15 protein-coding genes are annotated in these 14,186 nt (G+C 68.4%); 5 read left to right on the top strand and 10 right to left on the bottom strand.

Translation table 11 applies throughout. The features are described from left to right. The first annotated feature begins 302 nt into the window (after positions 1–302). Complete coding sequence (locus tag WME95_RS05580; RefSeq protein ID WP_437907397.1) at positions 303–2,555, top strand: hypothetical protein; 2,253 nt, start codon at positions 303–305, stop codon at positions 2,553–2,555. 30 nt (positions 2,556–2,585) lie between these two features. Here the strand turns inward: WME95_RS05580 and WME95_RS05575 are convergent, their stop codons facing one another. Further along, positions 2,586–3,476, bottom strand: coding sequence for a LysR family transcriptional regulator (locus WME95_RS05575; RefSeq protein ID WP_437907396.1), 891 nt, complete (start codon positions 3,474–3,476; stop codon positions 2,586–2,588). A gap of 169 nt (positions 3,477–3,645) precedes the next feature. Then, positions 3,646–4,551 carry a LysR substrate-binding domain-containing protein gene (locus WME95_RS05570; protein ID WP_437907395.1) on the bottom strand — a complete coding sequence of 302 codons (906 nt, stop codon included), beginning with the start codon at positions 4,549–4,551 and terminating at the stop codon, positions 3,646–3,648. Between the two features lie 214 nt (positions 4,552–4,765). Here WME95_RS05570 and WME95_RS05565 point away from each other — a divergent pair, with 214 nt between their 5' ends. Genes WME95_RS05565 through WME95_RS05555 form a run of 3 tightly spaced genes read left to right on the top strand, consistent with a single transcriptional unit; the run spans position 4,766 to position 6,052 of the window. Further along, on the top strand, positions 4,766–5,221 hold the full coding sequence (locus WME95_RS05565; RefSeq protein WP_437907394.1) for a DUF6640 family protein: 456 nt from the start codon (positions 4,766–4,768) through the stop codon (positions 5,219–5,221). A gap of 16 nt (positions 5,222–5,237) precedes the next feature. Then, positions 5,238–5,870: a HupE/UreJ family protein gene (locus WME95_RS05560; RefSeq protein ID WP_437907393.1), complete on the top strand. Its 633-nt coding sequence runs from the start codon at positions 5,238–5,240 to the stop codon at positions 5,868–5,870. 23 nt (positions 5,871–5,893) lie between these two features. After that, a complete protein-coding gene (locus WME95_RS05555) occupies positions 5,894–6,052 on the top strand; it encodes a hypothetical protein (protein ID WP_437907392.1) in 159 nt (52 codons plus the stop codon). On the opposite strand, the gene WME95_RS05550 is transcribed toward WME95_RS05555, so the two are convergent. Continuing rightward, positions 6,053–7,273, bottom strand: a complete 1,221-nt coding sequence (locus WME95_RS05550; protein WP_437910951.1) for an FAD-dependent monooxygenase — start codon at positions 7,271–7,273, stop codon at positions 6,053–6,055. An 84-nt stretch (positions 7,274–7,357) separates the two neighbouring features. Between WME95_RS05550 and WME95_RS05545 the strand changes: the two genes are divergently transcribed. Then, positions 7,358–8,314 (top strand): LysR family transcriptional regulator, encoded by a 957-nt coding sequence (locus WME95_RS05545; protein WP_437907391.1) that lies wholly within the window; start codon positions 7,358–7,360, stop codon positions 8,312–8,314. Between the two features lie 134 nt (positions 8,315–8,448). Here WME95_RS05545 and pyrF read toward each other — a convergent pair whose 3' ends face one another. From pyrF to WME95_RS05510, 7 genes are read right to left on the bottom strand one after another with little or no spacing between them, the layout of a single operon-like run. Continuing rightward, a complete protein-coding gene (gene pyrF, locus WME95_RS05540; protein WP_437907390.1) occupies positions 8,449–9,327 on the bottom strand; it encodes an orotidine-5'-phosphate decarboxylase in 879 nt (292 codons plus the stop codon). Between the two features lie 11 nt (positions 9,328–9,338). Further along, on the bottom strand, positions 9,339–9,980 hold the full coding sequence (gene tmk / locus WME95_RS05535) for a dTMP kinase (RefSeq protein ID WP_437907389.1): 642 nt from the start codon (positions 9,978–9,980) through the stop codon (positions 9,339–9,341). Beyond that, a complete protein-coding gene (locus WME95_RS05530) occupies positions 9,977–10,585 on the bottom strand; it encodes a GTP cyclohydrolase II (protein ID WP_437907387.1) in 609 nt (202 codons plus the stop codon). The genes tmk and WME95_RS05530 overlap by 4 nt, the downstream gene beginning before the upstream one ends. Next, a complete protein-coding gene (locus WME95_RS05525; RefSeq protein WP_437907385.1) occupies positions 10,579–11,268 on the bottom strand; it encodes an SDR family NAD(P)-dependent oxidoreductase in 690 nt (229 codons plus the stop codon). The genes WME95_RS05530 and WME95_RS05525 overlap by 7 nt, the downstream gene beginning before the upstream one ends. Then, on the bottom strand, positions 11,265–12,149 hold the full coding sequence (locus tag WME95_RS05520; RefSeq protein WP_437907383.1) for a hypothetical protein: 885 nt from the start codon (positions 12,147–12,149) through the stop codon (positions 11,265–11,267). The genes WME95_RS05525 and WME95_RS05520 overlap by 4 nt, the downstream gene beginning before the upstream one ends. Beyond that, the gene (locus WME95_RS05515) at positions 12,139–12,831 is read right to left on the bottom strand and encodes a hypothetical protein (RefSeq protein WP_437907381.1); all 693 of its coding nucleotides are present in this window, start codon (positions 12,829–12,831) and stop codon (positions 12,139–12,141) included. Before WME95_RS05515 ends, WME95_RS05520 begins: the two co-directional genes overlap by 11 nt. Positions 12,832–12,853: 22 nt before the next feature. Further along, entirely contained in the window at positions 12,854–14,185 is a 1,332-nt protein-coding gene (locus WME95_RS05510) for a hypothetical protein (RefSeq protein WP_437907379.1), read from the bottom strand. Position 14,186 lies beyond the last annotated feature (1 nt).

Below are 14,186 nucleotides of genomic sequence, written 5' to 3'. Positions count from 1 at the left end.
AGGCCTCGACCCGGCAGCCGAGGCGTTCACCAGGGCGAGGGGGGCAGTAACTACCCCCGTGTCGGTGTGTGCATTTTTGCACGGGCCTGGGCGCACATTGCGAATCGACGGTTCGTCCGCCGGCGGGTACCAAAGCATTGCAACGACGGCAGGGCAGGCCCCGCGCCCCCCGCCCCTTCGCGGGGGCGCGCGCCGCCCCGACCCGTTCAGGGCGCCGTCATTTCACGCACCAAGGAACCCCAATGACATTTCGATCGACTCACCTGTCTCTCCTGGCACGCTCCCTTCCGGCATCCATTCTTTTGCATACAGCTTGCGGCACCCCCGGCGTCGATCTCGAGCCCGCGCCCGACGACGCCCCCGTGGCCGAGGTGTCGGCCGGGCTATCGTCCTCGACGGCCGTCATCCACCGAGAGATCCCAGTCCGGTTCGTTCAGTTCGTCGACGGCACCGACGACTCGCTCGGCCGGAGCGCCCTGAACGAGCAGATCGCCGGCGCGAACGCCGCCTTCGTCAAGGCGGGCATTCGCTTCTCGCTGGCCGCATCGGTCGTCGTCACGAGCCCGACCTTCACCACGATCGGCGGCAGCTACGCCTGGCCCTCGCCCCCCTCGTCGGCGCCCCCCGTCGCCTTCAACCCCGGCTGCGCGGCCCCGGGGCTGAGCGGCACCGAGTCGGAGGAGATGGCCCTCTTTCGCGCCGCCTCGCTCTGCGGCAACGAGAACGAGATCGTCGTCTTCACCGTGCGCTCGAGCAGCCAGGCCTGGGGCGCCTACCCGTGGGAGGGCAACGGCATCATCATACAACGCTACAACATGGGCGCGGGCAACCGCACCTTCGCCCACGAGCTGGGGCACTACTTGGGCCTCTCGCACTCGTTCCGCGGCGCGGGCCTCGGCTACGATCTGTCGAACCCCAACCTGAAGAACCCCGCGACCGGCGCCCCGGCCAAGCTCGCCGACTTCTGGGACCTCGTCTACAAACCCGCCGACCTGCCCCCGGCGACCACGACCAACCTCTACTTCTCGAGCCGAGCGCAGGCCGCGAGCTACCCCGAATCGTCGCTACGGCCCATTCAAGGCAACAGCGGCTGGGCGCAGAACCCGCTCGGCTTCGCCTGCTACGCCTCGCTCGACAACTGCCCCCCGGCCGAGCCCGACCGCACGTTGCGCTTGGCCGTGCCGCGCACAGGCTTCGAGTATGCCGACTGCAACCAGGCCGAGCCCGGTTACAGCCAGACGTGCCTTTGCGTCAGCTTCCCTTCGGCCTGCGACATTCTTTATACGGGCGACGACGGCTTGAAGGGCCTCGGCCTCACGCTGCCCGGCCACACGCCGTCGGCGCCGAACCTCGGCGCCAACCTCATGAGCTATAACTACGATCCGGGCTACACCGGCGACCGCTGGTCGCTCAGCGACTCGCAGGTCGAGCAGGTGAAGCGCGTTCTGACCTACGACGTCGACTCGTCGTGGTTCGCCGGCGCCCGGGGCAAAAGGCCCGCGCTCGGCATCGGCAGAGGCTGGGAGGACTGGGAGTCCGTCGGCGCCGGGGCACGGGGGCTTCCGGCCGCCGTGACCAAGCCGTCCGGCCAGCTCGATCTCATCGTCAGGAACGCCGACGCCACCTTCGGCAACAAGGTGCAAATCCCCGGATCGCCCCCCTCGTGGTGGCCTTCGCAGCTCGGCCTGGCGGGCCTCGGCGGCTCGTCGAGCAAGGCGCCGGCGCTCGTCCGGCGGGGCGACCACCTGAGCGCCTTCATGCTCGGCAACGACAACTCGGTTTACCACAAAGTGTGGGATCCACTCCTCGCCGGCTGGTGGCCCTCGCAAACCACGTGGGACTCTCTCGGGGGCCCCGCCTCGGCACCGCCGGTCGCCGTCTCGCCCGACCCCGACTCGCTCGACGTATTCACGCTGAGCGCGTCGGGCAAGGTCTTGCACAAGTCGTGGTCGACCTCGACGGGCCAGTGGTCGCCCTCTCCCTCTGGCTGGAACGACCTTGGCACGATGGGCTCCGCGCCGACGGCCGCCTCGTGGGGCGCCGGCCATATCGACGTCATCGCGCTCGACGCGGGCAAGCGGGCGTACAACAAGGTCTATAATGCGTCGGCCGGCTGGTGGCCCTCCCAGACGGGCTGGCAGGGCCTCGGCGGCAAGCAGTTCGCCGAAACCCCGGTCGTCGATTCGTGGGGCGCCGGCCACCTCGACATCGTCGGCCGCGGCGCCGACGGTCGCGCGTACAACAAGGCCTGGGACGCGTCGGGTTGGTCGCCCAGCCAGACCGAGTGGTATGACATGGGCGGCAACCTCGCGGGGCCCCCGTCGGTGGTCTCGTCGGACGTCGGCCACCTCGAGGTCGTCGCCCGGAGCACTGACGGTCGATTGCTTTACAAAGAGTGGAGCGCGGGCAGCTGGTGGCCCGGGCAGACCGAGTGGGCGACGCTCGCCGTCGATGTCGGCGGCGACCCCATCCTCGTGAGCTCGGCCCCGGGCAGGCTCGACGTCTTCGTCGTGGGTCCCGACGGCACCCTCTGGCACCGTTCGCGGAACCTTTAACCCCGAATGGCCCGGGCAGGGCGCCGCTCGTCAGCGGCGCCCTGGGGTCCCGAGGTGCCCGCGCAACGCCTCGGTGACGAGCTCGATGACCGCCCTCACCGGCTCGGCGAGGGACGCCTCTTTGCGGTACACGATCGAGAGCCGGCTCTTCCCGAGGCTCTCGCCCGTGAGCCGCCGGAGCGAAGGCTCGAGCGAGGCGAGCAGGCAAGGCAAGATGGCGATGCCCATGCCCGCGACGCAGGCGGCCAGAAGGTCGCTCACCTCGCGGTACCGCATGAGCACGCGGGCGCCTTCGCTGCGCTCTTCGAGCCACCGGGCCAGAGGGGCGTTGCTGACGCCCGCCTCGAAACCCAGCAGATCGTGCCCCCGGAGGTCGCACGAGCCGGCCGAAGCCGGGTGCCGCGCCAGGTAGGCTTCCGAGGCATACAGCGACCAATCGAGCTCGCCGACCTTCTTGGCGATCAGATCGTCGCCGTCGACCGTGCCCGAACGCAGCGCGACATCGGCCTCGCCCTTTCTTAGGTCGGCCGGGCGGCTACCGCTGAGTATCTCCAGGACGATTTCGGGGCGGGCGGCCTGGAAGGCGCCGATGTGCGGGGCGAGCAAGCGGCCGAAGGCCGAGGGGGTGGCCAGCTTGACCCGGACGGTTTGCGACCGCACGGCCGCTTGCACCGCGAGCGCCGCCTGCTCCATTTGCTCGAGCAGCGGCGCGACCGTCTGGCCTATCGCCGTGAGCGAAAGCCCCTCGGGGCCGCGCGTGAGCAGCGGGGCGCCCAGCGCCGTTTCGAGCGCCACGAGCCTGCGACCTACCGTCGAGTGCTCGACGCCCAGCGAGCGCGCCGCGCCAGCCAATGTTTTGGCCCTCACCGCGGCGAGGGCGTAGCGAAGGTCGTTCCAGTCGAGGTCTGACGGCTTGGTCACGAGGGGTCGAGCTTAGCCCAGTGTGCCTTCAGATGGAACGCCACGAGGCTGGCCGGCACGGACAGCGCCCCGGCATTTCTGGCGGGACTGTTCCGCGGCGCTGAACCGTCGCGATCCGTCGTTATCGAATCCATTCTGTGCGTGCATGACGACATCGACGAAAGGAAGCCTACGACCGCGAGGTGGCCCGATCCGAGGAGCCGGAGGCTAGCTTCACGAAGGCGCGTACAGCGCCGGCGGTCTCGTCAGCGCGGCCGATCAGGTGCAGCTCGGCGAAGACGTTCTTCGGCGCGACGAACGGACGATAGACGACGCGGGGAACCTTCACCTGAATCAGCGGTTTTGGAGCCAGCGCCACGCCCAGGCCTGCGCCGGCCAACGACAGCATGCTCAGGGTGGTGTCGGCGCGGTGGACCCGGCGCGGCTCGCGTCCTGTCAAGAGGATCAATCTCTTCAGCACGTCGCCACCGGCCTCTTCCGATGGGAACATGATGAGCGGCTCTCCGGCGAGCATCTTCGGCGTCACGCGCCTGTGCGCCGCGAGCGTGTGCTCCTCTGCCATCGCGACCACCAGCGGCCAGGCGCCGATCGGTTGGACGCTCAACCGCGGATCTACCTTGAGGGCGAACGCCGAGCAGTAGCCGACGTCAACCTCGCCGGTCAACACGGCCTCCGCCTGCCTCGAAGGTGGCATCTCGCGCAGCTCGATCTCCGCGGCAGGATGGGCTTTGCGGAACGCTCGCAGGTGGTCCGTCATCTTGCCAGTGAGGATCGCGTTGCCCGCGTAACCGATGCGAACTTTGCCGATGTCGCCGCGCAGCGATTGCTGGACGATCGCCTTGGCCCGCTCCGCCTGGGCGACCGCCCGCTGCGCCTCGACGACCAGCAATGCGCCGGCTTCGGTCAGCTCCACGCGCCGACTCGTCCGCACGAACAGCGCGCCGCCGATCTCGCTTTCGAGCGCCCGAATCTGCATGCTCAGCGCCGGCTGAACGATGTGCAGTCGCTGCGCGGCGCGGCCAAAATGGCGTTCTTCGGCGACGGCCAGAAAATAGCGAAGGTGTCGCAGGTCCACGACATTCGACCGTACCACGGATCAATCAGAAGATCAAATCGATCGATTGGATCAATATATTGTTATTCTGGTGAATGGGCGGCTATGGTCTTCCTGGCCGGCGCGCCCGCCACCTGCTGGCCAATGCCGATAGCCAACGGAGTCACCGGTGTGCGGGGAATGGGTGGCTCGTCACAGCGGATCGATCGTGCCCGCCGGTCAGGAGCCTATCACCATGAACCGAAGTACCCTGGGAAGAGTCGTTCTCACGTTCGCGCTGGCGAGCGGCGCCATCGTCGCTGTCGGCGTGGACTGGAATAAAACCCACCTGTTCAACCCTGCATGGCATGAGCATGCGCGCTTTCATGGCGCCCTCATGCTGCTCATCCTGTGTGGCGTGACGATCGTCGGATTGTGGATGGTGTGGCGGCGGTCCATGGAGCCGCAGGTCGGGTTCAACGTGGCGGCCTGGATCGTCGTCATCACCTGGACGCCCTTCTTCTACATTACGTGGCTCATCCCGGGGACCAGCCTGCTCGCGGGCCCCGACGTGCCGCTCCCGGTCGTGGCGGGCATCCCGCTCTACCCGAACGTGATCATCGCAGGTACCGAGCTCTTGCTCGCGGCGCTCGCCTACAAGCTCTTCCACAGCGATCCTGCATCGACGGCAGCGCGCGTGGCGAACGCCTGACGAGGAGAGGCGCTTCATGAAATCCACGATTCAGAAGACGATGGGATGGGCTTCATGTCCCGGCGCGCGCGCCCTGCTCGTCGCCACGCTCGTCTCGTGGCCCTCCGTGAGCTGGGCGCACCCGGGCGGCGCCGATGCGGGATTTCTGAAGGGCCTCTTCCATCCGGTGTTCGGCGCGGACCACCTGCTCGCGATGGTGAGCGTCGGTGTCGTCAGCTCGCAGCTCGGCGGAAAGCACCTCCTCCGGATCCCCGCCACGTTCGTCGCCGCGATGCTGGTCGGCGGCCTCCTGGGGATGGCGCGATGGCCCATGCCCCTGGGTGAGCTTTGCATCGCGGCGTCGGTCGCGGCGCTCGGTCTCGGCATCGTCACCACGACCCGTGGCTCCTCACCGTTCCTGCTCTCCGGATGCGTGGCGATGTTCGGTGTCTTTCACGGACATGCCCACGGCCTGGAGATGCCTCATGCGGTCAGCCCGGCGCTGTATGCCATGGGCTTTCTGCTGAGCACGACCGTGCTTCATCTCTGCGGTCTCGTCCTCGGCGAGCTCGCCGCCGGTCGAGAGTCCCTGTCGCGGGGGCTGCGCTATGCCGGCGCCGCCGTGATGGGGACGGGGATGGTCCTTCTGGTGCGCGGGACCGGCATCTGACTGGAAGCGGCTCGCCGCGACGGATGAAGCTCGTCGCCATGGTCACTGAGCCCCGGAACATCGCCCGCTTCCTCTCCGCGCTCGGCGAGCCGACCGATGTTCCAGCACGCTCTCCCATCGTCCACGCGGCGGCCGCCGTACTGGAATCCTGGTGGACGTCCAGAAAGATCGCAGGCCCCTGACTACCGCCGCTTCGGATGGGCATCGCCGTCGCCGCCATCGTAGCTCTTGAAATCGAACGGCAGCGTCAGCGCTCCGAAGTCCGGGATGCTGCCGGCGGGGGCGGTCTGCCCCTCGTCGGTCGGTTCGTCAGGCTTTGCGTTCTGGTCCAAAGCGATGTCCTGATTGCGGATCACGTAGGCGCGCAGGGCGTCCTCGTACGCGGCGATGCCACCCACCAGATCATCCTCGTGCCTGGCGAGCTCACTGGCCAAAACGTAAGCGCCGACCATCGCGACCGAGGTGGCCTGCCCCGTACCCAGAGAGACGGCGTAGCCAGCATCGCCGACCAGCACGATCCGCCCGCGTGACCAGCTGCTCATGCGGACCTGGCTCAGCGAGTAGAAATGGAAGTCGGTCGCGCGCAGCATATGCTCCACGATCTGCGGAATGACCCAGCCTGCGCCTGCGACGCGGTCGGCGAGCAATCGCTTCTGTGCGTCGATGTCGCGGGAGTCGTGGTCGATCCCCTTCGGCGCGTTGAAGCCGAGATAGGTCCTCGCGTGGACATCCCTCCGCAGGCCCATGACCAGCGCGCCGACGGAGTCCGGCTGCCGGTACATGACCTGCCAGCGCTCGAGACCGAGGAAGTTCGGCATGCCGAACGTCGCGACGTACAGGTCGCCGAAGGCGCGGATGAACTGCTCATCGGGGCCGAAGGCGATCCGCCGCACCCCCGAACCCAATCCGTCGGCGCCAACCACCAGCTCGAAGCGGCGAGGCGCAGCCTTGAGGAACGTGACGTCGACGCCCGACTCGTCCTGGGTCAGCGACGTGATGGAATCGGCGAAGAGGTACTCGACCCGGGGGCCCACGGCCTCGTGAAGCACGTGACACAGGTCGTCGCGCAAGATCTCGACGTCGGGGCTGTCGAGCCGGCCGCCTGTCAAGGTGCTCTCCGTGCTCCGAAAGATCTCCTGACCGGCCGAGTCGACCACAGAGATGCCCGTCAGCCTCGTGCTTCGATCGCGAAGCGTGGCGAGGATGCCCATCCGCTCCGCGACCTCCAGGGCCGGCCCCCGAACGTCGAGCGCGTGCCCGCCCGGGCGTAGATGCGGCGCACGCTCGACCACCGTGACCGCGAAGCCGTGGCGGGCGAGCCAATAGGCGACGGTGAGACCGGAGACGCTGGCGCCGGAGACCAGCACCCGGGAGGCGGGACGCGTCGGGATCGTCGAGTTCATGGCGAGCACGGTATGTTTCTCGAACCGAGCCGTCCAAGACATTGATCGCACGGCTATGATGCCTGTAGGGTAACGGTCGAGACCATGGAGCTCCGACACCTGCGCTACTTCGTCACGATCGCCGAGGAGCAGAGCTTCCGCCGAGCCGCCACCAGGCTCCACGTCTCGCAGTCTCCATTGAGTCGGCAGATGAAGGACCTCGAGGAGGAGATGGGCGTCGAGCTCTTCGCGCCCGAGGGACGCGGGATCAAGCTCACGGCCGCCGGGAAGTCCTTCGCGGAGAGAGCCAGGAGCATCCTCGCGAGCGTTGACGCGGCCGTCGACGAAGCCAAGGGAATCGCCGAAGGCAGGCTCGGAACCGTGGTCATCGGCTTCGAGACGGGCACGACCTTCATGGGCTTGTTCTTGTCCCTCGTCGCGGCGTTTCGTCGGCGAACGCCCCGCGTCGGCCTCCAGCTTGTCCCCATGAGCAGCCTGGAGCAGTGGACGGCGCTGCGGCAGGGGACGATCACCTTCGGCTATGGGGCCTACGCGCCCGAAGACGACGCCCTCGGCCACCTCGAGATGACCCGCGATCGACTGGGGCTGCTGCTCTCCCCTGAGCATCGGCTCGCACGGCTCAAGAAGATCCGGCTTCGAGATCTCGAGAGCGAGCGCGTGCTGCTCCAGCCGCGTCAGCTCTATCCGAGGCTCCACGCGGACATCATCACGGCGGCGCGCGCACAGGGCGTGACGCTGCACGTGACGGCGGAGGTGCTCGACCTGGAGGCGCTCATGGCCCTGGTCGTGATCGGCGACGCGGTCACCTTCCTCTCAGAGAAGTTCTGGGAGCTGGCTTCGCAGACGTCGTTGCTGTGGCGGCCCGTCGAAGATCTCCACATCGATCTGAGCGAAGTCGTCACATGGCGCGCGGAGGACGACGGCGCGCCCATGGTGCGAGCGCTGATCGAGGCCGCGCGAGAGGTGAGCCCGCTCCTGCAGCACGCCGCAGACCGCGCGCGCTCCCCCAGGGCCGCCGGGCGAAAGCGCAACGAGCGCTGAGGCGTTTTCCCGGGCGGTCACGAGAGCAACACGCGTCGCCTCCGCGCCTGGGCGGCTGCTTTGCCCGTGCGGAGGTCGACATCACCGGCGCGCTGCAGCGACTGCTGCCCTGACCTGCCTCCGAGCGGAGGGCCTCAAGCAGCCCGGTGGGCAACCACGGTGTCGATGAGCTGCCGGGTCGACGACCGGACCGCCTCTTCGCTCCAAGCCGCCGCGCCGCCGAACCGATCCGGGAACGTGAGTGCCCTCGAGCTCGACAGCAGCGCGCCGAGCCCATCAGGCCGGCGGAAGCGAACGAGGGTGTCGAGGGAGCCCCCCTGGGCACCGATGCCCGGCACCAGAAACCACGACCGCGCCCCCGAGCTGCGTAGCGCCTCCGCCGTCCCGGGGAAGGTGGCGCCCACGACGAGGCCGAGGCTCGGCTCTTCGGCCTGATCGTAGCGCGCTACATGCTCGGCGACGAGCTGGTACACTGGCTTTCCGTTCACGGTGGCGAACTGGAGATCCCGGGCGCCGGGGTTCGACGTCTGCGCCAGGACGAACACCCCCTTGTGGTTCGCAAGAGCCACGGAGAGGAAGGGCTCGATGGAGTCCCACCCGAGGTAGGGGCTCACCGTCATCGCGTCGCACGGGAGGAAGGCTCTCGGGCCCAGGTACGCCTCCGCGTAGGCCGCGGAGGTCGACCCGATGTCGCCGCGCTTGGCGTCGATGATCACCAGGAGGCCCCGGGCGGTCGCGGAGGCGGCCACCTTCGCCATGGCGTGCACCCCGTCCCCCCCCAGCACCTCGAAATACGCTGACTGCAGCTTTACCACCGGGACGAGATCCCCGACCGCGTCGAGGATGGCGAGACAGAACCGCTCGACGGCGGCGCTCGGCCCGCCTCCGCTCAAGAACGCCGGAGGGATGAGATCCAAGCTTGGATCGAGGCCGACCACCACGGGATTGCCCAGGCGCCGCACCTGGCTGGCCAGCCTGACACCAAACGAGACGACTGTGGATTGATTCTCCATGACCCCCCCTATCACAGGATCGAGCCCCACCGGCGCTGGATCTCCTCGGCGATCCTGACCGAGAGGACATCCGCCGACAAACCGGCGTCGAGCACCAGGAACGATTCGTCCCGGCACTCGAGGAACGTCTCCCGGACAAGTGTCATGAACTCGATCCTCCGCTCCTCGAATTTCGTGATCTTCCCCTCCCGGCACAGTACGCGGCTCCTGGCCTGCTCCGCGGAGAGATCCAGCAGCAAGGTAAGGTCGGGGATCCGCACCCCCTCGTTCGCACGCCGAACGAACGCGAGGTCGACCCTCCGCGCGCGAAAGAACGCATACGAAGAGTATACATACCGGTCACATAGCACCCAGGCGCCGCGCTCCAGGGCCGGGCCGATCACGGTTGCAAGGTGCTGTCGCCTATCCTCGGCAGCCAGAATACACAACTCCTCCATCCCGATGCTCCCGTCGCCTCGCTCCAGGTAGGCACGGACCCGCGGGTCCTCGCGGTAGTGGGACGTCGGTTGACGCGTACAGAGCACGCTGGCGCCCCGCGCGCGCAACATGCTCTCCAGGGCTCCGAGCTGGGTCGTCTTGCCGCACCCGTCAAGCCCCTCGAAGGCGATCAGCTTTCCACTCGCTACATCCATGTCCGGCCGGTCGTTACTCATGGTCCGGCATCTCCCGACAGGAGCCGATCCCGGAAGCGATAGAAATCCGCGAGGCGAGGCTCGGGCGACCGCAGCCCGACGACCTCCACCGCCTCGATGCCCTCCTCTACAAGAGCGCCCCTCTTGGCGTCGTTGTCCGAGAGCAGGCGAGCCCTCCGGACGCCAAGCCATCGCGCCGCGAACGCCTGGCTGCGGAATTGCCTCAGGTCACGCGTCGCGAGGTATCGGCCCTCGAGGCCGCTCGAGGCGGTCCCGTCGGACCCGAGATAGGCGCGCAGCTTCGAGACGAGGCCGTGACCGCGCCCCTCGTCCGTCGGAGTGTACACCAGCGCGCACGACTCCTCGGCCTCGAACATCCTCAGCGCCTCGGCGAGCTGCCAGATGCAATCACAGCGCTGGCAACCGAAGAGCTCGGAGGTCAGGCACGCGGAGTTCAGCCGCAAGAGGCAGATCGAGCCCGGCCCCACGCCCCTGTACAGGCACAGGTGCTCGCTCTCGCGCCCAGCCACGTCGCGCAGCCGGATCGCAGCGGACAAGAAGCGCCCGTGCGGCGTCTCCATGGGAACGTCCCGCACGCAGTCGAGGATGACGTGCTCGTTCACCATGTCAGTCCATTGCTCACGTTGAGGTCGGCGCCGCTCATGTAGTGAGGGCGCGTCTCGACGAGCCAGAGGATCGCCGCCGCCACCTCCTCCGGCCTCGCGGCCCTCTTCAGCATGGTTCTCGAGATGGCCATCTCTCTCCGCTCCTCCGGCTGTGCGCGGGACATCGCCGTATCGACGATCCCGGGAGACACACTGAACACGCTTGGCCCGCGCCCCGTCAGGTTGAGGGCCAGGCTCCTCGTCAGGCCCAGGATGCCGGCCTTCGAGGCCGAGTATCCGGGATCGCGGCTGCCGATGTGGCCGGCCGCGGAGCCCACGAGCACGACGACGCCCCGCGCATCCTCCGCCGATGGATCGAGCCACGCCCGGACGAGCGCGAACGGGCTCACGAGGTTCATCCGGAGCACGGAGGCGAACGAGTCGACGGTGCACCCGTCGAGAGTCGAGGCGTCGTAGCGCGCGGCGCACAGGACCAGCGAGTCGACGGATCCGAGGGCGGTCCGCACGGACGCGATGAGCGAGCCCGCCCCCTCCGTCTCGCTCAGATCACACTGCACGTAGCAGTCCGCCTCCTGCGGCTGGTTCCTGTCCGCTACGGCCACCCGGTGCCCCCGGGCGCGGAGCCCCTGCACGACAGCCTGGCCAATGCCGCCCGAGCCTCCCGTCACGAGCACGTTGCTCACACGACCCACCTTTCGTCGTCGAGCAGCCCGTCGCCCGACGTGCGCCCGCGCAGGTGCACCGGAGGTACCTCGTGCTCCGCGAAGCGGGCCACGTACTCCTCGAGGGTCGTTCCGAGCTCGTCCCGGGCGGCGACGCCGCCGAGCAGGTACTCGGCGACCGCCGCCGGCCCGCAGAGATGGGCGCCGGCCAGGACGCCGGACAGGTCCGCGCCCCGCCTGCGCAGGCTCTCATCGAGCGTCGCTCCGGCGGCCGCGAGTACCTCCTCGAGCGCGCAGAGGTTCCGCTCCAGGAGCTGACGGACGAGGAGCTCCTGGCTCGCAGGTGACATGCAGTCTTCGTACGTCCAGATGCCGTGGCGTCCCGTGAACGTGCCCGCCCAGGTGTTGACGTCTGTCGCCCAGATCATCTGTCCCTCCACGCGCTGGAGCCCCGCCCGCCGCCCGGCAGCCCAGCAGCTGGCCGGGACGGCGCCCGAGTAGAGGCAATCGACATCGATCCCGCGCCCTTGGTGATCCACGCGCACGCGCCGCGGACGGTAGACACCGAGGCTCACGAGGGCCGCTTCGCCGAACTGGTATCCGAAGAAGCCGAGCGCGTTCACCGAGCGGTACTGCATCGAGGCCAGGCACCCGGGATCCCGGGGATCGAACAGGTCGGCGACGCCGAGGCTCGCGAAATACTGTTGAACGGTCATCTGCTCGATGATCAGCGCGCCGGTCCGCGGATCGCGGCGGCACCGCCCCGGGCGCTCGACCGCCATCGACCGGAGGACCGGCTCGTGCAGGTTGCTGCGGTACCAGGCGTGGCGCCGTAGATCGACGCCCGACTCGACCGCCAGCAGCGCCGGCAGGAGCGGCTTCGAGAGCCTGTCAAACGGCATGGCTCCTCTCGATCACCTCGAGGAGGGCGCGCTCGACCTCGCGCGGCTCGAGCGTGCGCCCGGAGGTGGTCCCGTCGCACGATCCCCCGGTCTCCGGGTCAGGCCGCATGATCACCCGGGAAAAGCTCCGCCGCGGGGGACCCGTGAGCACCAGGGTCGCCGCGAAGCTGCTCGGCGCCGGTGTCCGGTGGAGCTGGGTGTGCTCGATCCAGTGCGTCCCGCCGGGGGTCACGGTATACTCGCAGGTGAGGCGCAGATCGCAGCGCGCGAGCTGCGCGCACTGCTTCACGCCCCGCAGGTCCGCGTCGGTGAGGTCGCGCGCGAACCAGCCTCCGCCCGCCGCGGGCACCTGCTCGAAATTGGAGAAGCTCAACCGGCCGGCCAGCACGAGGGAGGAGAGATTCCACCTGTGATTGTGCACGGAGGACGTCGACGGCTGTCGGGCGGGCTTCCAGACATGAACGCGGATGGATGTCCCGGTCTCCGGATGGCGCCACAGAGAGATCTTGAGAAAGCCGTTGTTGTGGGCATGGGATCGTCCGGCGGGACGGCTCTCGCGCCTCGACCAGGCGAGATAGCTCTCGAGGAGACGGAGCGCCTCGCCGCGGCTCGCGAGCTGCTCTAGAAGCGCGCGGTGCTCGTCCTCCCGGGCGCCGATCTTCGAGATGAAGTGTGCAAACATCGATCCCGGCATGTCCGCACTTTCAGGAGACATTTTGTATAAGGCCGTCGCTGGCCTCCCGCTCGGACCACGAGGACACGAGCTCGCCGAGCATCGCCTCCAGGGTCTCCTTGACCTCGCCGGACGTGCGCGTCCCGGCGCGGACCTCGCGCGCGAGCCCGAAGCAGAGCTCGTTCACCGCGCGCTTGTGCCAGCCGGCGAGCGGCGCCGATAGCCGAGGATCCGGCATTACGAAGGACGCGGAGCCCGGCCAGAGCACCCCCCCGATACACAGCCAGGAGTCCGACACCGTGCTCGCCAGGGGATTGTGAAATTCGGCCCGGACGTTCACGTGACCGAAATCAAACATCTGAGCGACCCGCCCGCCCGCGTCCACGTCCCGGGTCAGCTGGATGTTGATCCGCTCGATCCGGAGATCGCCTCGATCGCCCTTGAACTCTCGAAGGCGGCGCAGGTCGTCAGCGTCGAGCGCCAGAGTGATGTCCCGTCCACTGCTCGTCACGCTGAGCTCTCCGTCCTTCTCCTCGATCGTCAGGCAGTTGCCGTTGTTCACCGAGGTCAGGCCGTACGAGCGCAACAGGAGCTCGATGAACGTGCTCATCGCCTCCGCGTTGCTGCCGCTCGCGGGGATGCTCGAGCCCCCGGGCGGACGGCGATGCGCTCTGCGCACGTGTACCCCGGCGGGGCCGGTACCGTTCCAGCCATTCACGATGTCGAAGCCGAGATCCAGGACCGCATACACCGGGACCGTCGAGAGCGAGGGCACCGTCCTCGTGAAGATGGCGTCGACCAACCGCTTGAGGAGGTAGTCTCCGAGCGCCACGCCGAGGTATTCCAGGCCGCTCCCGTAGGGACCTGCGTGAGGCCGCGTGCCGGCCGCGACCCCTACTCCCTTGAGGTCCAGGAGCCCCCCTCGCTCCTCGCCCTGGCACGACCAATCCGCGGCGCGGATCTCGTCGAGCGCCACGATCGCCGATCGACCGTACCCGGGCGGCCGGTGGCAGGGCAAGGCAGGTCCGGTCGTGACGATCTCCGAATTGACCACGTTCTGCCCGAGCTGAGCCTCGGAGATGAGGCCGGCGTGCTCGACCAGCCACCGGTCGACCATCGCGCTCATCGCCCGCCGCCGCTTGTCCTCGGGCAGGCTCCCCAGAGCCGGGAAGCGACGCAGCAGGGCGGCGTCGGATAGCTCCGGGAAGTCGTGCTGCAAGAGCCGGTAGTCCGCGAGGGCCACTCGAGCCGATGACAGACGTCGAACCGAATCCGGGCGGATCTGCGCCTCATCGAGCTGCTCGATCGAGGTCAGGACAGGACCGACGGGCGCCGGAGCTCCGGAGGATACTACCTCCCCCATA

This window comes from Sorangium sp. So ce327, from assembly GCF_051530205.1.
In the GTDB taxonomy this organism is placed as follows: Bacteria; Myxococcota_A; Polyangia; order Polyangiales; family Polyangiaceae; genus Sorangium; species Sorangium cellulosum_B.
The sequence above is the reverse complement of the archived record's forward strand: the minus strand, read 5'-3'. Positions and strand labels throughout refer to the sequence as shown.

Excerpts from the sequence above, each read along its gene's own strand:
- WME95_RS05565 (WP_437907394.1), top strand. The coding sequence starts at position 4,766 with ATGAACCGAAGTACCCTGGGAAGAGTCGTTCTCACGTTCGCGCTGGCG.
- WME95_RS05560 (WP_437907393.1), top strand. The coding sequence starts at position 5,238 with ATGAAATCCACGATTCAGAAGACGATGGGATGGGCTTCATGTCCCGGC.
- WME95_RS05555 (WP_437907392.1), top strand. The coding sequence starts at position 5,894 with ATGAAGCTCGTCGCCATGGTCACTGAGCCCCGGAACATCGCCCGCTTC.
- WME95_RS05550 (WP_437910951.1), bottom strand. The coding sequence starts at position 7,273 with ATGAACTCGACGATCCCGACGCGTCCCGCCTCCCGGGTGCTGGTCTCC.
- WME95_RS05545 (WP_437907391.1), top strand. The coding sequence starts at position 7,358 with ATGGAGCTCCGACACCTGCGCTACTTCGTCACGATCGCCGAGGAGCAG.
- pyrF (WP_437907390.1), bottom strand. The coding sequence starts at position 9,327 with ATGGAGAATCAATCCACAGTCGTCTCGTTTGGTGTCAGGCTGGCCAGC.
- tmk (WP_437907389.1), bottom strand. The coding sequence starts at position 9,980 with ATGAGTAACGACCGGCCGGACATGGATGTAGCGAGTGGAAAGCTGATC.
- WME95_RS05530 (WP_437907387.1), bottom strand. The coding sequence starts at position 10,585 with ATGGTGAACGAGCACGTCATCCTCGACTGCGTGCGGGACGTTCCCATG.
- WME95_RS05520 (WP_437907383.1), bottom strand. The coding sequence starts at position 12,149 with ATGCCGTTTGACAGGCTCTCGAAGCCGCTCCTGCCGGCGCTGCTGGCG.
- WME95_RS05515 (WP_437907381.1), bottom strand. The coding sequence starts at position 12,831 with ATGTTTGCACACTTCATCTCGAAGATCGGCGCCCGGGAGGACGAGCAC.
- WME95_RS05510 (WP_437907379.1), bottom strand. The coding sequence starts at position 14,185 with ATGGGGGAGGTAGTATCCTCCGGAGCTCCGGCGCCCGTCGGTCCTGTC.